Annotated in this window: 19 protein-coding genes; 6 read left to right on the forward strand and 13 right to left on the reverse strand. The window is 56.2% G+C overall.

The annotated features are described in order from the left end of the window. Positions 1-77 precede the first annotated feature (77 nt). Together G6L28_RS08945 and G6L28_RS08950 are read right to left on the reverse strand one after the other, a co-directional pair. Positions 78-1343 (reverse strand): NAD(P)/FAD-dependent oxidoreductase, encoded by a 1266-nt coding sequence (locus G6L28_RS08945; RefSeq protein WP_174063419.1) that lies wholly within the window; start codon positions 1341-1343, stop codon positions 78-80. 79 nt (positions 1344-1422) lie between these two features. Then, positions 1423-2178, reverse strand: a complete 756-nt coding sequence (locus G6L28_RS08950; protein ID WP_174063697.1) for a pyridoxine 5'-phosphate synthase — start codon at positions 2176-2178, stop codon at positions 1423-1425. Between the two features lie 306 nt (positions 2179-2484). On the opposite strand from G6L28_RS08950, the gene G6L28_RS08955 reads away from it, so the two are divergent. Then, entirely contained in the window at positions 2485-3162 is a 678-nt protein-coding gene (locus G6L28_RS08955) for a MerR family transcriptional regulator (RefSeq protein WP_337795755.1), read from the forward strand. A gap of 59 nt (positions 3163-3221) precedes the next feature. Here the strand turns inward: G6L28_RS08955 and G6L28_RS08960 are convergent, their stop codons facing one another. After that, positions 3222-4349 carry an ATP-dependent DNA helicase gene (locus tag G6L28_RS08960; RefSeq protein WP_174063420.1) on the reverse strand — a complete coding sequence of 376 codons (1128 nt, stop codon included), beginning with the start codon at positions 4347-4349 and terminating at the stop codon, positions 3222-3224. Between the two features lie 324 nt (positions 4350-4673). Between G6L28_RS08960 and G6L28_RS08965 the strand changes: the two genes are divergently transcribed. Further along, positions 4674-6611, forward strand: a complete 1938-nt coding sequence (locus G6L28_RS08965; protein ID WP_174063421.1) for a methyl-accepting chemotaxis protein — start codon at positions 4674-4676, stop codon at positions 6609-6611. A gap of 49 nt (positions 6612-6660) precedes the next feature. Here G6L28_RS08965 and G6L28_RS08970 read toward each other — a convergent pair whose 3' ends face one another. Then, a complete protein-coding gene (locus G6L28_RS08970; RefSeq protein ID WP_174063422.1) occupies positions 6661-7254 on the reverse strand; it encodes a LysE family translocator in 594 nt (197 codons plus the stop codon). Between the two features lie 143 nt (positions 7255-7397). Here G6L28_RS08970 and G6L28_RS08975 point away from each other — a divergent pair, with 143 nt between their 5' ends. Next, complete coding sequence (locus G6L28_RS08975; protein ID WP_174063423.1) at positions 7398-8243, forward strand: aldo/keto reductase; 846 nt, start codon at positions 7398-7400, stop codon at positions 8241-8243. A gap of 145 nt (positions 8244-8388) precedes the next feature. Here G6L28_RS08975 and G6L28_RS08980 read toward each other — a convergent pair whose 3' ends face one another. From G6L28_RS08980 to G6L28_RS09000, 5 genes are all read right to left on the reverse strand, one after another. Next, positions 8389-10311, reverse strand: coding sequence for a methyl-accepting chemotaxis protein (locus tag G6L28_RS08980; protein WP_174063424.1), 1923 nt, complete (start codon positions 10309-10311; stop codon positions 8389-8391). 346 nt (positions 10312-10657) lie between these two features. Then, positions 10658-10981, reverse strand: coding sequence for a hypothetical protein (locus G6L28_RS08985; protein WP_174063425.1), 324 nt, complete (start codon positions 10979-10981; stop codon positions 10658-10660). Beyond that, positions 10978-11235 carry a hypothetical protein gene (locus G6L28_RS08990; RefSeq protein ID WP_174063426.1) on the reverse strand — a complete coding sequence of 86 codons (258 nt, stop codon included), beginning with the start codon at positions 11233-11235 and terminating at the stop codon, positions 10978-10980. The genes G6L28_RS08985 and G6L28_RS08990 overlap by 4 nt, the downstream gene beginning before the upstream one ends. 172 nt (positions 11236-11407) lie before the next feature. Further along, on the reverse strand, positions 11408-11980 hold the full coding sequence (gene ilvN, locus G6L28_RS08995; protein ID WP_174063427.1) for an acetolactate synthase small subunit: 573 nt from the start codon (positions 11978-11980) through the stop codon (positions 11408-11410). 22 nt (positions 11981-12002) lie between these two features. Continuing rightward, positions 12003-13796 (reverse strand): acetolactate synthase 3 large subunit, encoded by a 1794-nt coding sequence (locus tag G6L28_RS09000; protein ID WP_174063428.1) that lies wholly within the window; start codon positions 13794-13796, stop codon positions 12003-12005. 396 nt (positions 13797-14192) lie between these two features. On the opposite strand from G6L28_RS09000, the gene G6L28_RS09005 reads away from it, so the two are divergent. Next, the gene (locus G6L28_RS09005) at positions 14193-16175 is read left to right on the forward strand and encodes a helicase HerA domain-containing protein (RefSeq protein WP_174063429.1); all 1983 of its coding nucleotides are present in this window, start codon (positions 14193-14195) and stop codon (positions 16173-16175) included. Here G6L28_RS09005 and miaA read toward each other — a convergent pair whose 3' ends face one another. Then, entirely contained in the window at positions 16176-17072 is an 897-nt protein-coding gene (gene miaA / locus G6L28_RS09010) for a tRNA (adenosine(37)-N6)-dimethylallyltransferase MiaA (RefSeq protein ID WP_174063430.1), read from the reverse strand. It lies immediately after the preceding gene. Between miaA and serB the strand changes: the two genes are divergently transcribed. Both serB and G6L28_RS09020 read left to right on the forward strand, forming a co-directional pair. After that, the gene (gene serB, locus G6L28_RS09015; RefSeq protein ID WP_174063431.1) at positions 17071-17961 is read left to right on the forward strand and encodes a phosphoserine phosphatase SerB; all 891 of its coding nucleotides are present in this window, start codon (positions 17071-17073) and stop codon (positions 17959-17961) included. The two genes, miaA and serB, sit on opposite strands and share 2 nt — an antisense overlap. Further along, positions 17958-18530, forward strand: a complete 573-nt coding sequence (locus G6L28_RS09020) for a GNAT family N-acetyltransferase (protein WP_174063432.1) — start codon at positions 17958-17960, stop codon at positions 18528-18530. Before serB ends, G6L28_RS09020 begins: the two co-directional genes overlap by 4 nt. A gap of 7 nt (positions 18531-18537) precedes the next feature. On the opposite strand, the gene G6L28_RS09025 is transcribed toward G6L28_RS09020, so the two are convergent. From G6L28_RS09025 to G6L28_RS09035, 3 genes are read right to left on the reverse strand one after another with little or no spacing between them, the layout of a single operon-like run. Next, a complete protein-coding gene (locus tag G6L28_RS09025) occupies positions 18538-19305 on the reverse strand; it encodes an ABC transporter ATP-binding protein (protein ID WP_174063433.1) in 768 nt (255 codons plus the stop codon). Positions 19306-19314: 9 nt separating this feature from the next. Next, positions 19315-20292 (reverse strand): ABC transporter substrate-binding protein, encoded by a 978-nt coding sequence (locus G6L28_RS09030; RefSeq protein WP_174063434.1) that lies wholly within the window; start codon positions 20290-20292, stop codon positions 19315-19317. Positions 20293-20335: 43 nt separating this feature from the next. Further along, positions 20336-21184 (reverse strand): ABC transporter permease, encoded by an 849-nt coding sequence (locus G6L28_RS09035; RefSeq protein ID WP_174063435.1) that lies wholly within the window; start codon positions 21182-21184, stop codon positions 20336-20338. Positions 21185-21191: the final 7 nt, after the last annotated feature.

A 21191-nucleotide genomic window follows, 5' to 3' on the forward strand; every position in this document is an offset into this window, starting at 1 on the left:
TGCCGGGAAAATCTCCTGCCAGCGCAACACGCGTGGCGGCAAAGCGCCGCCACGACAACCTCGGCGAGAAGGGTGGATCAGTTCTCGTCCTTCAATGTTTCCTTTTGCGTGATTAGGCGCGCACTATGCTGGCCGCTGAGGTAAATCCACAGCCAGCTCCACGCGACGGCAAGGCGAGAGCGCGTGCCGATCAGGAAGTAGATGTGTGCAAGCCCCCATATCCACCAGGCTATTACCCCTTTCAGCTTGATCCTGCCAAAGTCGATCACAGCGGCACGCTTGCCGATGGTGGCGAGGTTTCCTTGATGGCGATAACGGAAAGGAGCTGGTAGCGGCCGGTTCGCCAACCGTGCCTTGATCGCGTTGGCCACGTAGCTGCCCTGCTGCTTCGCGGCAGGTGCGACACCGGGAACCGGCTTTCCATTTTCCTGCATGACAGCTGCCGTATCTCCAATGATGAAAATGGTTGGATCTTCCGGGATGTGAAGCTGTGGGCTGACCTCCGCGCGCCCTGCCCGATCCGACTTGACGCCGAGCCAGTGCGCGGCGGGTGAAGCCTGAACGCCCGCAGCCCAGATGAGAGTGCGCGCAGGAATGAACTCGTCGCCGATCTTGACGCCCTCTTCCGTGCAGGCGGAAACGGGTGTACCGAGCATCACTTGAACGCCAAGACGCTCTAAAGCCTTCCGGCTATATTCGGAAAGATCCTCGGTAAAAGCAGGCAGGACCCGAGGCCCGGCCTCAACAAGAAGCACGCGGGTCATACGCGTGTCGATATTGCGAAACTCAGGCGGAAGCACCTTATTTGCGAGATCAGCGATCATGCCTGCCATTTCCACGCCGGTTGGCCCTGCACCTATGATGACGAATGTCAGAAATGCCTTCTTTGCCTCTTCCGTTTGCGCAAGCTCTGCCTGTTCGAAGGCCAGAAGCAGACGGCGACGAATGGTGGTGGCATCTTCCAGCGTCTTCAGTCCCGGCGCGAAAGGCTCCCACGAATCGTTGCCGAAATAGGCATGGCGCGCGCCCGTTGCCAAAACCAGTGTATCGAAAGGAATGACGCTTCCATTGGTGAGGTGGACGTTGCGCGATGCGCGGTCGACCCCGGAAACCTCCGCCAGTATCGTCGATACTTCCTTGCGATCCCTGTAAAGACGGCGGATGGGCCAAGCGATCTCCGAGGTTGCGAGCGCGGTCGTTGCCACCTGATAAAGCAGAGGTTGGAACAGATGATGATTGCGCCGGTCTATCAAGGTGATCCGAACCGGAGCGCCCTTCAGGTCATGAACGACTTGCAGCCCGCCGAAACCTCCTCCAACGACGACGACTTTGTGATCCTGCATATGAGTGCCCTTCAATAAATAAACAAAACCGCGCAACGGGTGCGCGGCTTCCTATATAGCGACAAAAAATTGACGTTAGTTATGAAATAGACTGACCGCAGGCGCGACAAAACCGCCTAATAGTCTCGGCCACTCCGTATTCCAGCGCATCGGCTGTCAACCCGTGCCCTATCGAAACCTCAGCCAGATAAGGGATACGCTTCACTAGACCGGGCAGGTTCGCTACCGTAAGATCATGCCCGCCATTGACCCCCAGCCCATGTTCACGCGCGAGATCTGCGGTCAGGCCGAGCTTCTCGATCCAGACGGCGGCAGCCTCTGGATCGTCGTAGCACCCACCATAAGGTCCGGTATAAAGCTCTATGCGATGGGCACCGGTTGCAGCAGCAAGTTCAATTGCCTGCCTGTCACCGTCCCCGTCGGCAAAGTGAGAGACGCGCATACCTTCAGCTTTAAGACGCTCCACAACATCCTTGAGAAATTCGCCGTGCTTGCAGAAATCCCACCCATGGTCCGAGGTTGCCTGCAACGGATCGTCCGGGACCAAGGTAACCTGCTCAGGTTGGTTTTCCTCACACAACAGAAGAAAATCCTCAGTCGGATAGCCCTCCATGTTGAACTCTGCCTCCGGGAATTCATCATCGATAAGTGCGCGAAGGAGCGGCAGGTCTGAGAAGCGGATATGCCGTTGGTCAGGGCGTGGGTGAACGGTCAGTCCACTGGCCCCGTTTTGCAGCGCCAACCGTCCGAAGTGAACGACATCAGGCCAAGGCAGGTCACGTCGGTTGCGCAACATGGCGATAGCGTTGAGATTGACGGAAAGTTTGGTCGGCATGATGTTCCAGCCCATTTTTGAAGGTTCCAGAAACCCTGTTTCTTCCACTATCCGGGCCTCCGCAAGCCAAGAGGAAAAATAATTTTTCTCTGCATGGAACCAGCCTCAACGTCGCGCGTTACAGCGCCGGTATAATGGGGCGAAATAATGAAACATAATTTTTCATATACGAATGCGCACATTGAAATGGATAGTGAAACGGGCCTGATCGAGCGGCTGGACCATCCAGCTTCAGAGCGGAAAAATTCACAGGCGATCCTATCCCGCGTTGGTCGCACTAGAAAATCGCCTTGGAGGGAAAAACCAGTGAGCGACGCACCGTTGAATGCCGCAAACGGTGTGCAGTTCGATGAACACAAGGGCTTCCTCCCTTACGTCCCAATGCCAACCCCTTTACCGCCTGAGCCCGTCGCCATTGCCGATATGGCAAACATGTTCGGTGTTACGCACAGAACGCTCCATTTTTACGAGGAAAAGGCAATTATCACGTCGCGCCGTTCCGGCCTGATGCGCATCTATTGCCACCGCGACGTTCACCGCATGGCCGTGATCAATACGCTGCGGGAGATCGGCGTCCCCGTCGCAACCATTCAGGACGTTATGGCGAAACTGGAAACGGCGCCCTCGCAAACCCAGGCCGACGCGATTTTCCAGGACGCTCTGGAAACACGCAAAAGAGAACTGGCCACTGAGATTTCCACCGTTCACCGGCAGATACAGCAGATCAACGAACTGACGATTAGCGATGCTGACGGCGAGCCGGAGCATAAAGCCTCGCGGCCAAAAGTCGATCTTACCCCGGGCGAACGCAAATGCCTTGAGCTGATGGCCGAAGGCTACGCGCCGGTGCGGCTGTCACGCACGCTTGGTCTTTCCGCGGAAGACGTGCAAAATCTGGAAGCGGGTATCATAGCGAAATTCGGTGCCAACAACCGCTTTCAGGCGGTGGCAAAAGCCGTATTGGCGGGCGTGATCACCGCCTGAAATAATAGTTACATCCAGAAAGCGAACAACGAAGCGCGTCAAAGACACCGCGCTTCGCGTCAGCGAACGATCGTCAAGGTTTCTGCAGCGCGCGTAATGGCAGTATAAAGCCATCTTTCCCGCGAGTCCCGGAAAGCAAAGCTTTCATCGAACAGAACCACATTGTTCCACTGCGAACCCTGCGCCTTGTGAACGGTCAACGCGTAGCCATAATCGAACTCGTCGTAACGCTTCCGGGTCGACCACGGTATTTCCGTTTCACTTTCCTCGAATGCCGCTTTCAGCAATTTGATCTTTGCCGCGCCACGATCCATATCGTCGTCTTCGGGGCGGATCATCAGATTGATGCCGGGCTTGACCGTTTCACGCGATGAACTCATGACCTGCCAGAGAGAACCGTTCAGCAGCCCCTTGGCAGGGTCGTTGCGTAGACACACCAGCTTGTCGCCGGATTGAGGATAGTCGGCCGTAAACCCCTTTAGTTCCCGCAGTCGCTGATTGTATCGCTTGCGTGTGCGGTTGGTGCCGACAAGCACCTGATCTGCATCCAGCACCAGTGCCTGGGTTACATCTGACTTGGAGATGACCTGCGCGGTTCCGTAATCCCCGCGCATGATCTCCTTGCCCTCACGCACATCCATGGCAATCTGGATGATCGGATTGTCCTTCGCCTGCCGGTGAATTTCTGACAGCAGATAATCCGGCTCCTGCTCGGTGAAGAAACCGCCTCCGGTCACTGGAGGAAGCTGGCCGGGATCGCCAAGCACCAGGATTGGCGTGCCAAAGCTCATCAGGTCCTTGCCGAGTTGCTCATCCACCATCGAGCATTCGTCGATGATGATAAGCGCAGCCTTTGAAAGCGGGCTCTGGCGGTTGATGGTAAACATCGGCGCAATCGAGGTCTTGCCTGTTTCCTCATCCTCAACCGCTTCCTCGCCACGCGGTCGATAGATCAGCGAATGGATGGTGCGCGCGTTGGAAGCGCCGCGAGACCGCAAAACCTGCGCCGCTTTGCCGGTGAAAGCTGCAAACAGAACCTCGCCATCCACATGCTCTGCGAAATGTTTCGCGAGAGTGGTCTTGCCCGTGCCCGCATAGCCGAACAGCCGGAAAACCGGTGAGCGGCCTTCCTTCAGCCAGCGCGAAACAGCCTTAAGGGCTTCATCCTGTTGCGGTGAAAATTGCATGCGTTCTCTTCGCAGGATTCGAGCGACCAGCGCAACTGAAAAAGAACGAAAGATGAATAAACACGAAAATTGCGACGCGAAAGAATCTAATTTAGGCAATCATAATTATTATAGATGACGATTAAAATCTTAACTAACAATAAAGTGATCGTCAATAATATCAAATTGCACGGGTGAAATATTAGGGATGTTTCACCTGCGCCATGAAACGGACCAGAACGACACGCGGCTTTCCTACGAAACCCCGACAAGAAAAACAAAGTTGTTCGGAGCAACGCCATGCTCACCACGCTGCAATAACTTCGATCATAGGGGCGGGGAAAAATGTTCTCTTTCAAGAACCTTTCCACAAAATCAAAAGTCGTGTCTGGAACGTCAGCGCCGGTATTGCTGGCAATAGCCATCGGCACAATCGCACTTACCAGCATTTCATCGATGACAGAGAGCAACGGTTGGGTTGACCACACCAACCAGGTGCTGAGCAAATCAGATAATATTACCGCTGCCGCCGTGGACATGGAAACCGGCATGCGCGGCTTCATCATAACGGGAAAGCAGGATTTCCTAGCTCCATACCGTAAAGGTGAGCAGGCAATCTATCCGATGATCGACCAGCTGAAAGCTATGGTCAGCGACAACCCGACCCAGGTCACACGTCTCGATAAAATCCGGACCGCCATAAGCGACTGGCAAAAGAACTTTGCCGAACCGCAGATCACGGCGCGCGCCACATTGGCCGACACCACTTCGATCGGCGACATGAACCGGCAGCTCGACGCATCACAGGGCAAGACCTATTTCGACGGCCTGCGAAGCGTCATTCTGGAGCTGCAGAACGACGAGAAGGTATTACTTACGAAGCGGTCTGCAGCAAATGACGCCGCAGTATCCTCTTCCATCAACATGATCTGGGGCAGCCTTGCAGGCGCGGTTCTCATCGCCCTTGCGGCCGGTCTCCTTATCGGCTCCGGAATCTCCCGTCCGCTGCTGGCCATGACATCCGCCATGAAGCGTCTGGCAAACGGCGAAACGCAGGTGGAAATCCCTGGCGTGGGACGCAAGGATGAGATCGGCCAAATGGCCGAAACCGTACAGGTCTTCAAGGACAACGCCATCGCCAAGATCCAGATGGAACGCGAAGCCGACGCCAATCGCTCGATGACCGAGAAGGAACGGCAGGAACGTGAAGCCCAGAAAGCCAAGGAAGCCGCCGACATTCAGTTCGCCGTCGATGCTCTGGCAGAAGGTCTCGGACAGTTGGCGGACGGCAATGTCGCCCACCGCATCGCGTCGCCTTTCGTGGAGCACCTCGACCGCCTGAGAAAAGATTTCAACAACTCCGTCGGAAAGCTGAATGAAGCCCTCATTTCCGTCGGCAAGAATGCCCGCGGCATCGATGCTGGCGCTAATGAAATTCGCTCCGCTGCGGACGATCTTTCCAAGCGCACCGAACAGCAGGCCGCATCCGTTGAAGAAACGGCAGCTGCTCTCGAACAGATTTCGACAACCGTTCGCGACTCCGCCAAGCGCGCCGAAGAAGTCGGCAGTCTGGTCACCAAGACCCGCATCAGCGCCGAAAATTCCGGCAAGGTCGTTCGCGATGCCGTCATTGCCATGCAGCAGATCGAAAAGTCTTCAAGCGAAATTTCCAACATCATCGGCGTTATCGACGAAATCGCTTTTCAGACCAACCTTCTGGCGCTGAACGCAGGCGTTGAAGCGGCGCGCGCCGGTGAAGCTGGCAAAGGCTTTGCCGTCGTCGCCCAGGAAGTGCGCGAACTCGCTCAGCGTTCCGCCAATGCGGCCAAGGAGATAAAAACGCTGATCGTCACCTCTGGAGAACAGGTAAGGGCTGGCGTCAACCTCGTGGGCAATACGGGTAGTGCGCTGGAAAACATCGTCGCCGAGGTTCAGCAGATCAATCATCACGTCAACGCCATCGTGGAATCGGCACGCGAGCAGTCGGTTGGCATTCAGGAGATTAATTCCGCGGTCAACACGATGGATCAGGGCACGCAGCAGAATGCTGCCATGGTGGAACAATCGACCGCCGCCAGCCACAGCCTTGCCAAGGAAGCGGGAGAACTGAACAAACTGATCGCCCAGTTCAGTCTCGAGGGGGGAACCGGCCACCGTTCGATCCAGGTCGCTTCACCTGCCTCCACTCCCGTCGCATCGCCGACCCGCCAGTTGATGAAGAAAGTCGCGGGCGCTTTCGGCGGCGGCTCAGCTTCGGCGGCTCAGTCATGGGAAGAGTTCTAGGATTATCTTGAATTTTAAAACCACGCCCGCGTCAAAAGCGCGGGCGTTTTTATTTCAGCATCGGCCAAAGGCTGATGACAAGCAGTATCGCCATGGAAATGTTGAACCATTTCAACCGTACCGGTACCGAGAGCCATTCGCGAAGGACCGATCCGAAACCCGCCCATGTCGAAACGCTGGGAAGATTGACGGCAGCAAAGGCGAGACCGACGATAAGGACGGTGAAAAAATACTGGTTCTCGTCCGTATAGGTCGCCATGGCTGTCACCGCCATCACCCACGCCTTCGGATTGACCCACTGAAATGCAGCTGCGCCCAGAAACGTCATAGGCTCCTCACTCGTCTTGCCGTCACTCAACGACCTGGATGTGCCGATTTTCCAGGCGATCCAGATGAGATACGCACCGCCTGCAAACTTCAGCGCCGTGTAAAGCATCGGAACCGAGTGCAGCAACGCGCCAAGCCCGAGGCCAACGCCAACCAGCAGTGACAGAAAGCCTGCGCCGATACCCAGCATATGCGGAATGGTCCGGTGGAAGCCGAAATTTACGCCGGAGGCAAAGAGCATCATGTTATTCGGTCCGGGCGTGATGGATGTGGTAAAAGCAAAAAGCACAAGCGCTATGAAGGTCTCGATTGTCATGGTTTTCCCCTTGGAGACCGAAATCTATTCGCCGGCGTTACCAAAAACCAGCCCGCTACATGAATGGAATTCCCTACAAGTTTTGATGGATCGACCTTGGACCGCCGTAGTTTATGGTGGGAAGATCAGAATGGGAGAAGACCATGTTCGAAGACTTGCCAACCGTTACCCTGCCCTTTGGTAAAACCGTCCCAGCCCTTGGAATCGGCACGTGGAATATGGGTGATGCCAAGGCTGGCGAAGCGCAGGAAATTGCCAGCATTCGCAGGTCTGTCGAGCTTGGTATGAAAGTTGTCGATACGGCGGAAATGTACGCGGATGGACGCTCAGAGGAAGTCGTGGGCAAAGCCATCAGAGATATACGGGATCAGGTCTTTCTCGTCAGCAAAATCTACCCTTTCAACGCCAGCGCGACCGGCACCATCGAGGCCTGTGAGCGCAGCCTGAAACGGCTTGGCGTCGATCAGCTTGATCTCTATCTCCTGCACTGGCGCGGATCACACCCGCTGGATGAAACAGTTGCAGCCTTCGAGAGACTGAAGCGTGATGGCAAGATCGCGGCATGGGGAGTCTCCAACTTCGATACGGACGATATGGAGGAACTCTTTTCCATGCCCGATGGCGCAAACTGCGCTGTCAATCAGATCCTCTATAACGTCTCTCGACGCGGCCCTGAATTCGATCTTCTACCCTGGTGCCAGCAACATGACGTCGCTGTCATGGCGTACTCACCCATGGAACAGGGTCGTATTCTGAACAATCACGAACTCATTCGGATCGCCAAGGCCTATCAGGCCACACCTGCACAAGTGGCGCTTGCCTTTCTGCTAGAACGGGAAGGTGTAATCGCGATACCGAAAAGTGCAAGACCGGAACGCGTAGAGGAAAATCGTGGCGCGACGGACCTTGAGATAAGCGACGAAGATTGGGCAGCCCTCGACGCCGCATTCCAACCACCGAAACAGCGGACTCCACTTGAAATGTTATGACGGGAATTCAATGCTTTACGGCGCCTTCCGGAATCAAGCTGAGATCAAATTGATTCCCCGCGTGAAGATGTTGGACATCTGACACAAAAAACCGGGCGCTTTCGGCACCCGGTTTTTTTCGTTCAGCGACGTGCTGCGGGAAAGATCAAAACTCTTCCCAGTCCTGCTTCACCGCTGCATTGCCATTGAAGGCGGATGCGACCTTGCGACCAAGCGCGCGGGCCGGTGATGGTGCGGGTCGTTCTGTCGGAGTTGCTGCACGAACCGGAGCCTCGTAGCCGCCTGCAAGCTTGAACTGCGCCAGAAGCTGGTTGAGAGAGGCAACCTCACGGGCCAAGCCATGGCTGGCAGCGGTGGATTCCTCCACCATCGCCGCATTCTTCTGCGTGTCCTGATCCATCTGGTTCACAGCCGTATTGATCTGCTGCAAGCCCGAAGACTGCTCCTGCGCCGATTCAACGATCGCCATCACATGCCGGTTGATCTCCTGCACTTCCGCAACGATGGTTTCCAGCGCACGGCCCGTCTCGCCCACAAGCTCCACACCCTCCTGAACCTGGGTATTGGAGGTGTTGATCAGCGCCTTGATGTCCTTGGCGGCACTTGCGGAGCGCTGCGCCAGTTCACGCACCTCCTGCGCAACAACGGCAAAGCCCTTGCCCGCCTCACCCGCACGCGCTGCTTCCACACCGGCATTCAGCGCAAGAAGGTTGGTCTGGAAGGCGATCTCGTCGATCACGCTGATGATGTTGGAGATTTCAGACGAGGACTTCTCGATCTGCTCCATCGCAACGACGGCCTTGCGCACCACATTGCCGGACTGTTCCGCACCGGTGCGGGCACGAGACACAAGCTCGCCTGCTTCCTGCGCGCGCCGGGTAGAATCCTTCACCGTGGTGGTGATTTCCTCAAGTGCTGCGGCTGTCTCTTCGACCGAGGCTGCCTGCTGTTCGGTGCGCTTGGCCAGATCGTCGGCAGCAGAGCGGATTTCGTTGGCACCCGCATCGATACCGCGGGCATTGTCGGCCACACGCGATAGCGCCGACTGAAGCTTTTCGGCAGAGGCGTTGAAGTTGTTGCGCACCAGATCGAGATGCTGCGCAAACGGCTGGCTGATGCGGTAGGACACATCGCCTTCCGACAGGCGCGACAGCGCATCGGCTAGATTATCGACCGCAAACTGCGTGTCTGCCGCTTCCCTTGCCTTCTGCTCTTCGCGGGCGATCCGCTCCTTCTCCGAAAGGCTGCGATTGGCATCGGCTTCCTGTTCCAAGCGAATACGCTCAAGCGCGTTCTCGCGGAAAACGGAAACAGCCGCAGCCATCTGGCCGACTTCGTCCTTGCGCTTCAGGCCGTCGATCTCAGCCTTCGTTTCGCCGTTGGCGAGCGAGACCATTCGGGTACTCAGACGCGCTATGGGGCCGGTTATGCCGCGTGCAGAAATCAAGAGCGCTGCGATAACGGCAAGGGCGAAGAGTATTCCGAGCGCTGCAAGCGAAGTCAGGATCGTCTTGTCTGTCGTGGCACTCAATTCACCCGACCTGTCCATTACACCCTTGAGGCTGCTTTCACTGATAGCACGAATGTCGGCCCGCCACTTTTCAATCTCTGGACCAGCCTCAAGCAACAACCTGCGGCTCGCCCGAAAATCGCCTGTACGCATCGCTTCCCAAGCCTTGTCCATCGATGCCACGATCGCCTTTGCGCGATCATTCATCGGGTCAAGACTGCTGGCAAGTTCCGGGACGCGTTTTTTGACATCTTCAAGCCGTTGCGAGATAACGCTAGCATCCCTCTTGTAGGTCGCTTCAATCTCGGTCGGCTTTACCGATTGCTCGGACATAATCAGACCGGCTGTCGTATCGTAGCCTACGGCGACGATTGCTGTGCTGGCGCGAAAAAGTTCGGTCGCAGCAATGGCGTCAGTCGTAATCAGATCGGAATAGGTGTCATCAGCACTCTTATAATTTGATGATACGAAGCCAACGCCACCCAAGCCGATCAACGAGACGGGAACGATGAGGGAAAGAATTTTCGTGCGGATTTTCGCGTTCTCAAGAAACGACATGGGTCCTCGCGTAAGGCAATCTGCCAGATGACAAAAGCGTGCCCACTCCCGGTCCCCCGATCTAGGTTGGAAGCCATTGCTTTGTCGATCTAAGTGAGACGCTCCATCATGGAGCGAGAGACTCCACAGTTGTGCCGTAAAACCAATTTATAAACATTTAAAATTGTGCAGCCGTGAATGCACTCCAAAGCAAAAAAGAAATCACCGATATAAAAAGATTACTGAGATCATCAGCTTACGCAACGTTAAGCAGAGCCATCACATGCCGCCAACAACTATCTTGGGTAGAGTGGAGCACATACAAAGATCTGGCTTCTGCCGAAATTAACCGCTGATCGAAGGGCGATCAGTCTGAAAAGACGTTGGCTTTCTTCAAAACCCAGTAGAGGGGAAAAGCCATAATCATCAGGACGATGCTGATCTCGTGGCCGGAAGTCCAGTCTGCCAGCCTGTCCACCATCGAGCGGCTGCCGAAGATGCCTGTCGTGAAAAGCCCGGTTCCGAGCACGCCGAAAACGGCGACCAGTGCCCAACCTCCGAAAGACAGTCCTTCCGCGCTGGATGTAGCTGCATAGATCACGAAAAGCACACCTGCGACCATGATACCACCAAATGTTAAAAGGTAGCTTCGGCAGTATAGCGCCATTGCCTGGCGGGACTTGGATTTCATTCCAGCACCTCAAAAATCTCTTGATGCGTGAAACCTGTGAACAGGGCAATCCCCGCAAACGTCACAAAGAGGAGGAGATGGCACGCTCCGAAAACCGAAGCCAGATGCGATTTGGCCTCATGAAAAGCAATTGCAGCTTTCTCGCCAGCACGTGGCGCAGTTTCGTGGATGGGAAAAATCGAACGTGCCCAGAGTTCGCCAAAATCCTTACGGCGCGACAAGCGGTAAAACATCACCAACCAAAACAGGATCAACAGAAGCGCAGCTCCGCACCGGAGAGAACGAAAACTTCCTTTGCACTCACTCTTTCGCGATCCTCATTTTCTCCTGAAAATATAAGCTCTTCATCCAAATTCACAACCCAAGCAGGCATGAAAAAGCCCGCGGCAAGGCCACGGGCTTCAAGACATAAAGATGCCCGCGAGATTACATCCCCTGTGGGCCGCGGTTCATCGCTGCGATACCGGTGCGGCAGATTTCGATTAGTCCAAGCGGCTTGATGATCGATACGAACTGATCGATCTTGGAAGACTTGCCGGTGATTTCGAAGATGAAGTGATCGAGAGTCGCATCCACCACCTTGGCGTGGAACGCATCGGCCAGACGCAGTGTCTCTGCACGGTCTTCCCCGCGCCCGGCAACCTTTATCAGTGCTACTTCTCGCTCGATGGGGCGTTCCTGACCGGCCTGACGGGCGCGCACTGTAAGATCAACCACGCGGTGAACCGGAACGATGCGTTCCAGCTGCGCCTTGATCTGCTCCAGCACGCCCGGCGTTCCCCGTGTGACGATGGTGATGCGCGACAGATGCGCTTCGTGTTCCGTCTCCGAAACCGTCAGGCTTTCGATGTTGTAGCCACGACCGGAAAACAGGCCGATGACGCGGGCGAGAACGCCCGGCTCGTTGTTGACCAGAACGGAAAGCGTATGGTTCTCCACCATCTCCGTTTCCTTCTGGATGAAATAGGCAGAGCCGGTGGGCTGTAGGTGTGCGTTCATTATTCCTGTCCTCTTCCCCCTCTTAAACTAGCTGACGGCCCTTGGCGTCGATGGCGTTTGCAACCGCTTCGTCAGTTGCCTCGTCCGGCAGCAACATCTCGTTATGTGCCTTGCCCGATGGGATCATCGGGAAGCAGTTGGCGAGATTGGCGACGCGGCAATCGAAGATGACCGGCTTATTGACCGCAATCATCTCGGCGATCTTGCCGTCCAGTTCCTTCGGATCGTCGCAATACATCCCAACTGCACCGTAAGCTTCCGCCAGCTTCACGAAATCCGGCATGGCTTCGGTGTAGGAGTTTGACAGACGGTTGCCGTGCAGCAACTGCTGCCACTGGCGCACCATACCCATATACTGATTGTTCAAAATAAAGATTTTGACCGGCAGGTTATACTGGATGGCGCAGGACATTTCCTGAATGCACATCTGGATCGAGGCATCACCCGCAACGTCGATGACAAGCGCATCCGGGTGCGCAACCTGAACGCCGATAGCCGCCGGCAGGCCGTAACCCATGGTGCCGAGTCCGCCAGAGGTCATCCAGTGGTTAGGCTCTTCGAAACCGAAGAACTGCGCTGCCCACATCTGATGCTGGCCGACTTCCGTGGTGATGTAGGTATCGCGACCCTTGGATGCCTCATACAGACGCTGAAGCGCATATTGCGGCATGATGACATCGTTGGAGTTCTTGTAGGCAAACGAATTGCGCGCGCGCCAGCGCCCGATCTGACTGTGCCACTCCGCCGTCTGCGCCTTTTCAGGCTTGTGCGGCAAGGCGCGCCACAGGCGAACCATATCTTCCAGAACATGGCCGACATCACCGATGATCGGGACATCGACGCGAACGTTCTTGTTGATGGAAGACGGATCGATATCGATGTGGATCTTCTTGGAGTTCGGCGAAAACGCATTCAGACGACCGGTAATTCGGTCATCGAAACGCGCACCGACGCAGACCAGAACGTCGCAATCATGCATGGTCATGTTGGCTTCGTAGGAACCATGCATACCCAGCATGCCCAGCCACTTGTCGCCGGAAGCCGGATAGGCACCCAGCCCCATCAGAGTGGACGTGATGGGGAAGCCGGTCAGCTCCACCAGTTCACGCAGCAGACGTGTTGCTTCCGGTCCGGAATTGATGACGCCGCCGCCGGTATAGAAGACCGGACGCTTGGCCTTGGACATCAGTTCGATAGCGGCCTGAACGGCATTCAGATCACCCTGAACCTTCGGCTTGTAGCTCTTCTGCTGAACGGCAGCGGATGGCGGCGTATAGGTGCCGGTCGCAAACTGTATGTCCTTGGGAACGTCAACGACAACAGGACCGGGACGGCCAGTCTGGGCAATGCGGAAAGCCTCATGAATGATGCCCGCCAGTTCGTTGACGTCCTTTACCAGCCAGTTATGCTTGGTGCAGGGGCGCGTTATGCCAACCGTATCGCATTCCTGAAATGCATCGGAACCGATCAGCGACGTTGGAACCTGGCCGGAAATGCAGACTAGCGGGATGCTGTCCATCAACGCGTCCTGCAACGGCGTAACGGCATTCGTCGCACCGGGACCGGAGGTAACAAGCATGACGCCGACCTTGCCAGTGGAACGGGCATAACCTTCTGCGGCATGGCCTGCGCCCTGCTCATGACGCACTAGAATATGCTGGATGTCTTCCTGCTGGAAAATCTCGTCATAGATCGGAAGAACCGCACCGCCCGGATAACCGAAGATATGCTCTACGCCGTTATCCTTGAGGGCGCGCAGAACGATCTCTGCGCCCGTCATGCGATTGCTGTTTTCCGTATTGTCCTTATCCGTCATTGCCTGTTCCATCCCGATTTGGCTTTGGATATCGTGGGCCTTATGGCCTGTGTGAAGACATAAAAAAAGGCCCCTTTGAGGAGCCTCGTTCAGCGCATGGGTGCTTTCGCCGGATGGTCACACCACCCTGCCCATGCGCCTTCCCACCACGATAAGTACGTTAAGATTTTTCATGGGGCGGAGTGTTAGTCATAAAGGAGGCATCCGTCAACGCAAATTGCGGAAAAAACGGCCGTCGATTTCTTTTATTGCGAAAAACGGTTGGCGGCCGAAACAAATATGCGCGACAATTACACGAGTTGTTAAATGCGATCGCTTAGTATCTCGCCATACCATCAGAAAATGCAAATGGCTGTATGACACTCTAGCCGTGAAGACCTATGACAGGGGCGAAACGTGTTCAACGACGATCTTCGCAGATCCGCTAAAGCTGGCGAACAAGATCGCCGCGATGAACTGACGGCGGGCAACCGTCGTCTTGGCCATGTCATTTCCTGTACGGGCTCGCGCGCAACGATTTCCGCAACGACCGAACCAGGCAATCAGGAGCTTGCCGAGTTATGGTCCATCGGCCGTCTCATCTCTATCGATCTCGGCGAAACGCGTGTCGCTGCGCTGACCAATTCCATGACGACGGAAGGGAAAAACTGGTCGGATAAACATAGCAACACGTTACTGATCGAAGTGGAATTGCTCGGCGAAATCTATCGCACCACAGATGGCGCAGAACGCTTCTCGAGCGGTATCTCCCGCTATCCTTATCTTGGCGCCGTAGCGCATCGTATCCGCTCCAGCGATCTCATGCGCATTTATGAGAATTCGGACAGGGGCTCCAGCGTCGTCGGCAAGCTTACTCAAGATGACAGCATCGATGCGACGATCAGTATTCCGGAAATGCTGTCCAAGCATTTCGCCGTTCTCGGCTCCACCGGCGTCGGCAAATCCACGGCAGTCTCGCTGCTTCTGAACAAGGCTATCGAAAAAGACCCGAAGCTGCGCGTCCTTATTCTCGATCCGCATAACGAGTTCGCAGCCGCCTTTCCGACCACCTCGGTCGTCATCGATACAGACACGCTGGACCTGCCCTTCTGGCTGATGAAACTGGAAGAATTCGCGGAAGTTTTATTCCGCGGTCGGCGACCCAATGCCGAAGAGCTGGATATTCTGCGCGATCTCGTCCCTGAAGCGAAACGCGCTTTTCGCGGAACGGAGAATGCGCCACTACGCCGCGCATCGGAAAAATCATCGCTTACCGCCGATACGCCTGTTCCCTACCGCCTGGCAGACCTTCTGGCGCTGATCGATGAGCGGATCGGGAGACTGGAAGGGCGAAACGACAAACCCGTGCTGCGCAATCTGAAAATGCGCATCATGTCTGCCGTCAACGATCCGCGCTATCACTTCATGTTCTCCAACAGCACGATCAGCGATACGATCATGGAGACGGTTGCGCATATCTTCCGCGTGCCGGGAGAAGGAAGACCGATTTCCGTTTTCCAACTGGCGGGCATTCCCTCCGAGGTCGTCAATTCTGTCGCATCAGTCCTCTGCCGTATGGCCTTCGAGCTTGCCCTCTGGAGCCAAGGCGCAATCCACACCCTCGTCGTTTGCGAAGAAGCGCACCGATATGTGCCTGCCGACCCCGAGCTTGGTTTCTTCCCGACGCGACAGGCCATCGCCCGCATTGCCAAGGAGGGCCGCAAATACGGCGTGTCGCTCGGCATCATCACCCAGCGTCCCGGCGAACTGGACCAAACCATCCTGTCGCAATGCTCGACGGTCTTTGCAATGCGGCTTTCCAACGAAAGCGATCAGGAAATCATCCGCAACGCGGTTCCGAATTCGTCTTCTTCCACCACCAGCTTCCTCTCCTCCATAGGCAATGGCGAGGCGATAGCGTTCGGTGAGGCGATCACGGTACCCATGCGCATGCGCTTCAATCGCGTGCCGCAACACGTCCTGCCCAAAGCCAACAGCATCGTCACGCCGATCCACGACGATACGCCGGACACAGTGGACCTGCGCTCCATCGTCAAACGCATGCGGGCCGTCGCTGGCCCGGATATTTCAGGCTTTCGCCAGAGCTACGACGCGCAATTGGCGAAAGATACCGACGATGAAGAGCTGGACAACTGGAAGCGCGAATTCGGCACGGGCCTTGAAAGCGGCGATGAACCCTATCGACCGGATATGCTGCCAAGAGGCCACGCTGGCTCCATACAGCGCGCGCCCTCACCGGCTTTAGACCCAGAAAACGAATTTCGCAGGCACGAATTTCAGCGGCAGGCGACCCGCTCGTTCTTCACTGAGGAAAACAGGTCATCCTTGCGTGAGACCTTGATGAAGAAACCGCTGGGCAGTCTCTATAAAAAGGACTGATCACGGCTCGATACGCCGCCAGTCCTCGTCCATCTGGTTGCGGAACCACGTCATCTGTCGTTTGGCATATTGCCGCGTCGCCGCCGCCGCTTTTTCGATGACGTCAGCTTCGCTCATCCGTCCAGCCAGCATCTCAGCAATTTGAGATACGCCGATGGCTTTCATCGCGGTAGCATCAGGCGAAAGGCCGAGCGATAGCAGCGCCTCGACCTCCTCGACGGCCCCGCTTTGCATCATCCCCTCGAAACGACGATTGATGCGGTCATGCAGCACGCTTCTTTCCGGCAGAACGACGATTTTTTGCGCCCGCTCGGGATCTATGATCATCGGCCCACTCGTGCTCTGAAACGTTTTGATAGACTGTCCGGTCGTTTCCAGCACTTCCAGCGCCCGAACGATCCGCTGTCCGTCCGATTGCTTCAAAGCACTTGCCATATCCGGGTCCCGTTGCTTCAACTCCGCATGAAGGCTGGCGCTTCCGCCATTCAATAGCCGCTGCCGGTAATGGTCGCGGATATCGGCTGGTATGGTCGGCATTTCGGAAAGCCCGCCCGTCAGCGCCTTGAAATAAAGCCCCGTTCCGCCGACGATGACCGGCAGACGTCCCTCGCCCCGAAGCCTTTCGAGAAGTGTGGTGATCTCCCGCAGCCATTCTCCGGTGGAGTAAAGCTGGCTTGCTGGCACATGCCCGTACAGATGATGCGGTACGCCTTCCATCTCCTGCGCCGAAGGACGTGCGGTCAATACGCGCAACGTGTCGTAAACCTGCATACTATCCGCATTGATGACGACGCCATTGCTCTCCTGCGCCAAACGAAGCGCAAGCGCGGACTTGCCGCTTGCCGTCGGGCCGGTTATCAGGATCGCATCGAATTCGACATCAAGGTTTTTCATCATGGCTCTCGTTGCCACGCTTATCGCCAATCCGTCAAATCCTGTTCTCGTTCCCGCCCTCGGAGAAAAGGCGGCAGCGGCCGTAAATGCCTCCGGCCTATACTGGCTGGCGGATGGGATAGCTTGCGATCTGGCCTTGCGCGACGGCACGAAACCAGATGAAGCGCGTGAGAAGATTGCCGCCGTTCTGGCGAATGCACCGATTGATATCGCTATTCAGCAGCAGGATACGCGCCGCAAGAAGATGCTGATTGCGGACATGGACTCCACCATGATCCAGCAGGAGTGCATCGATGAACTTGCTGCCGAAGTCGGGTTGAAGGACAGGGTCTCCGAAATCACCGCCCGCGCCATGAATGGCGAAATTGCATTCGAGCCTGCACTACGCGAACGTGTGAGCCTGCTGAAAGGCCTTCCCGTTTCGGTCATCGACGACGTGATCGAAACGCGCATCACCATGATGCCTGGCGGCAAAGAGTTGATTGCGACCATGAAGGCGAAAGGCCACTATGCAGCGCTTGTTTCAGGCGGCTTTACCTCTTTCACCGGCCGCGTTGCAGGGATGCTCGGTTTCGATGAAAACCGTGCCAACACGCTTGGCGAACAGGACGGACATCTTGACGGTACGGTCATGGAGCCCATCCTCGGCAAGCAGGCCAAGGTCGATGCCCTGATCGACATTTCAAACAAGCTCGGCATTACGCCTGCTGACGCAATCGCTGTGGGAGACGGCGCAAACGACCTCGGCATGCTGCATCTGGCGGGTACGGGCGTCGCACTTCACGCAAAGCCAGCCGTTGCCGCCGAAGCGCAAATTCGCATTGACCACGGCGACCTGACAGCGCTCCTGTACATCCAGGGCTATCGTAAAGCAGACTTCGTTACCGCATGATCATTCGCGGGACGCCAAGGTTGATCCTTCGCGAATGGAAGGACACGGATTGCGATCTGTTTCGCGAAATCAATGCCGATTCCAAGGTGATGGAATTTTTCCCGTTTCGCCGAAGCCACGCGGAATCGGATGTGGCACTGGGAAACGTGAACGATATGATCCGCGCCACTGGCTACGGCTTCTATGCTCTGGAGCTACGCGAAACTGCTGAACCCATTGGTTTCTGCGGCATTGCGCCCGCGAATATGGAAGAGGTTTTTCCATTGGGAACGATGGAAATCGGCTGGCGCCTTGCGACCCGCTTCTGGGGTAGCGGTTATGTGACGGAAGCCGCGAAGTCGCTCTTGACCATGGCCTTCGACGAGAAGCGCTTACCCGAGATCGTCTCCTTCGCCGTTCACGATAACCACCGCTCGACCGCGGTGATGAAGCGCATCGGCCTTGTCCGGGACGCCTCGCGCGATTTCGACCATCCCAGGGTGCCGGAAACGCACCCGCATCTAAAGGCCCATGTGACCTACGCGTTGACCCGAGACCAGTGGAAGGCGATGCACCGGCAAGTGCCGTAGACGGCAGTTAATGCAACCCAAAAACATGCAACAACTCCTCGCGCTGACGCACGAAAGCCGCTGAGCTTCGATCCCTCGGCCGTGGCAGATCTATATCGATGATCCGAGGTGCAGCGCCTTTTTCGCGCGGCAGGATCAGAATGCGGTCGGCAAGATAGATCGCCTCTTCCAGATCGTGTGTCACGAGAACCGTGGTCACGTCCTCCTCCCGCCATATCCGCGCCAGTTCCTGCTGCATGCCGATCTTGGTCATGGCATCCAGCGCACCTAACGGTTCGTCCAGTAGAAGGATTTCAGGTTGAACGGCAAGCGCACGGGCAATTCCCACCCGCTGCGCCATACCACCGGAAAGCTGGCGCGGGTACGCGGTCTCGAATTGCTGTAGGCCCACGAGATGAACGTAGCGCCGCACTCTCGTTCTTGCGTCCTCTTTGCCCAGTCCTTGAGCCTCCAGCCCGAAGGCAACGTTGTCCAGCACGGTCAGCCATGGCAGAAGACGCGGCTCCTGAAAAATGACGGCCCGCTCCTTGCCTACACCGCGAAAAGCCGCACCGTCGATCAGCACATCCCCACCATCGGCTTCTTCAAGACCCGCAAGGACACGCAACAGCGTCGTCTTGCCCGAACCGCTTGCGCCAACGATGGCAAGGCTCTCACCAGATCGTATGTTGAGCGTTATATCCTTCAAAACCTGAAAAGGCTTGCCGTTCAGGTGATAGGATTTGGAGAGATGGCGGATCGCCACCTCTCCACGAACGGCTTGGGAAGCACTCATGTGATTTCCTCAGTTGCTTGCGGCTGTTTCGGGAGAATAAAGGATGTCTTTTGCCACGAGTTGGCCTTCCTTCACCTTGCCCTCGCGCGTCAGGATATCGATCCAGAATTGCAGATCACGGTCGATGGCCCTACCACCGGGGCGGACTCCATATCCGAGAGAATATTGCGCGATCTCGGGGTTCTCGCTGCGCTCCTCGAGAGCCTTGGCCAATATCCTCTTGGTTTCTTCAGGGTTTTCGCGAGCGTAGTCGAGAGCGCGCTGCGACTGTTCTACGAAAATCTTCGCCGCTTCAGGATGCTCCTTGATGAAATCTCGACGCAGAACCACGAAGCCGCCAGCGATATCTCCCAGGACATCGGTGTCATCGAAAATCGCCCGTATGCCGCCGGTCTTCTTGGCCAGCCCCTCAAACGTGGTCTGCCAATAGCCGAATGCAGTGATATCTACCTGCTTCGAACGCAGGACCTGCTCGAGTTGCGGCCCCGGCACCACCACCGGCTTCGCCGCATCGGTTGGCAGATCGACCGAATGCAATGCCTCGCGGATCGTGTAATCGAGATGCGCACCCAGCGTATTCACGGCAATCGTCTTACCGGCAATGTCCTTGATATCCTTGATGGGGCTGTCTTCCAGAACATAGAAGACGGATTGGACCTGATCGTTGATACCGTTGGAAGGATAAGCAGCAACGAAGTCGTTTCCACCGGCGATGGAGTTCAAAACCGCGGCGGTGGCTGCGCTGCCGATCTCAACGTCGCCGGATGCAAGCGCAAACAGCGAAGCCGGGCCACCCTGGGCATAACCAATATTTTCGATCGTGATACCGGTTCCATCGAAGTAACCAAGCTGGGCGGCAAGTTCGTGCGCGGCAAGCCCACCCTGGCTGGCCAGATAGCGAAGTTTTACCTCTTCCGCCGAGGCAGCGCTTGTGAGGCCGAAGAGGATCGCTGCCGAGAACAACAGCTTGCGAGAATGAAAGGTCATGACGTGTCCTTTGAAATGAGAAACTGGTGAAATGAAACTGATGTCAGTGAGAAGGCTCTGACCAGAGGCACAACTTTCGTTGCAGGATAACCAGCACCGCATTGGCGGCGAGACCGAGGAGAGCCAGAAGCAGAATTGCTGCGAACATCAGCGGGATCTGGAAATTGTACTGGGCATTCATCACCTGAAATCCGACGCCCTTGTTCGCGCCAATCATTTCAGCCGCGATCAACAATAACAGAGCCGTGGTTGCGGACAGGCGGAGGCCGACGAAGATGGCAGGCACCGATGCAGGCAGAACGACGCGCCGGAAGATGGTGATACGGCCTGCGCCATAGGTTCTGGCCATCTCGATCAGCTTGCGGTCGACTTCCATGACGCCGCCAATGGTCGAAAGAAGGATTGGAAATAGCGTAGCCCAAAAGATCACAAAGACTTTCGATGCCTCACCCAACCCCAGAAGCAGGATGAACACTGGGTAAAGCGCGAGCGCGGAGGTCTGGCGGAAGAATTGCAACAGTGGATCGAGCGCACGTTCTACCGCAGCCACCTGCCCCATGAACAAACCGAGCGGAATGCCGACGGCGACCGCTGCGGCAAACGCGATGCCGGATCGTTGCAGGCTGATGGCAATATCATCGATCAAAGCGCCACTGAAAATTCCCTTCCAGAGAGCCACAATGATCGTATCGAGACGGGGAAAAACGGCAGGGTTGATCCAGCCTAGCACGCTCGATATCTGCCACGCGGCAAGAAAACTCAAAACCAGGCCATAGCGGGAGAGAAAAGGTAAAACTAGACGATTGACGGCTTGTAGAGCCTGCGGGGCGGGCTGCTCTTTCTGATAATCAAGCAGCTTGGGATGAAGAGATTTGGCATCTTCATAAGACATTTCAATA

The sequence above is a fragment of the Agrobacterium larrymoorei genome, assembly GCF_013322225.1.
Classification (GTDB): Bacteria; Pseudomonadota; Alphaproteobacteria; order Rhizobiales; family Rhizobiaceae; genus Agrobacterium; species Agrobacterium larrymoorei_A.

Excerpts from the sequence above, each read along its gene's own strand:
- G6L28_RS08945 (WP_174063419.1), bottom strand. The coding sequence starts at position 1,343 with ATGCAGGATCACAAAGTCGTCGTCGTTGGAGGAGGTTTCGGCGGGCTG.
- G6L28_RS08950 (WP_174063697.1), bottom strand. The coding sequence starts at position 2,178 with ATGCCGACCAAACTTTCCGTCAATCTCAACGCTATCGCCATGTTGCGC.
- G6L28_RS08960 (WP_174063420.1), bottom strand. The coding sequence starts at position 4,349 with ATGCAATTTTCACCGCAACAGGATGAAGCCCTTAAGGCTGTTTCGCGC.
- G6L28_RS08965 (WP_174063421.1), top strand. The coding sequence starts at position 4,674 with ATGTTCTCTTTCAAGAACCTTTCCACAAAATCAAAAGTCGTGTCTGGA.
- G6L28_RS08970 (WP_174063422.1), bottom strand. The coding sequence starts at position 7,254 with ATGACAATCGAGACCTTCATAGCGCTTGTGCTTTTTGCTTTTACCACA.
- G6L28_RS08975 (WP_174063423.1), top strand. The coding sequence starts at position 7,398 with ATGTTCGAAGACTTGCCAACCGTTACCCTGCCCTTTGGTAAAACCGTC.
- G6L28_RS08980 (WP_174063424.1), bottom strand. The coding sequence starts at position 10,311 with ATGTCGTTTCTTGAGAACGCGAAAATCCGCACGAAAATTCTTTCCCTC.
- G6L28_RS08985 (WP_174063425.1), bottom strand. The coding sequence starts at position 10,981 with ATGAAATCCAAGTCCCGCCAGGCAATGGCGCTATACTGCCGAAGCTAC.
- ilvN (WP_174063427.1), bottom strand. The coding sequence starts at position 11,980 with ATGAACGCACACCTACAGCCCACCGGCTCTGCCTATTTCATCCAGAAG.
- G6L28_RS09000 (WP_174063428.1), bottom strand. The coding sequence starts at position 13,796 with ATGACGGATAAGGACAATACGGAAAACAGCAATCGCATGACGGGCGCA.
- serB (WP_174063431.1), top strand. The coding sequence starts at position 17,071 with ATGGCTCTCGTTGCCACGCTTATCGCCAATCCGTCAAATCCTGTTCTC.
- miaA (WP_174063430.1), bottom strand. The coding sequence starts at position 17,072 with ATGATGAAAAACCTTGATGTCGAATTCGATGCGATCCTGATAACCGGC.
- G6L28_RS09020 (WP_174063432.1), top strand. The coding sequence starts at position 17,958 with ATGATCATTCGCGGGACGCCAAGGTTGATCCTTCGCGAATGGAAGGAC.
- G6L28_RS09025 (WP_174063433.1), bottom strand. The coding sequence starts at position 19,305 with ATGAGTGCTTCCCAAGCCGTTCGTGGAGAGGTGGCGATCCGCCATCTC.
- G6L28_RS09030 (WP_174063434.1), bottom strand. The coding sequence starts at position 20,292 with ATGACCTTTCATTCTCGCAAGCTGTTGTTCTCGGCAGCGATCCTCTTC.
- G6L28_RS09035 (WP_174063435.1), bottom strand. The coding sequence starts at position 21,184 with ATGTCTTATGAAGATGCCAAATCTCTTCATCCCAAGCTGCTTGATTAT.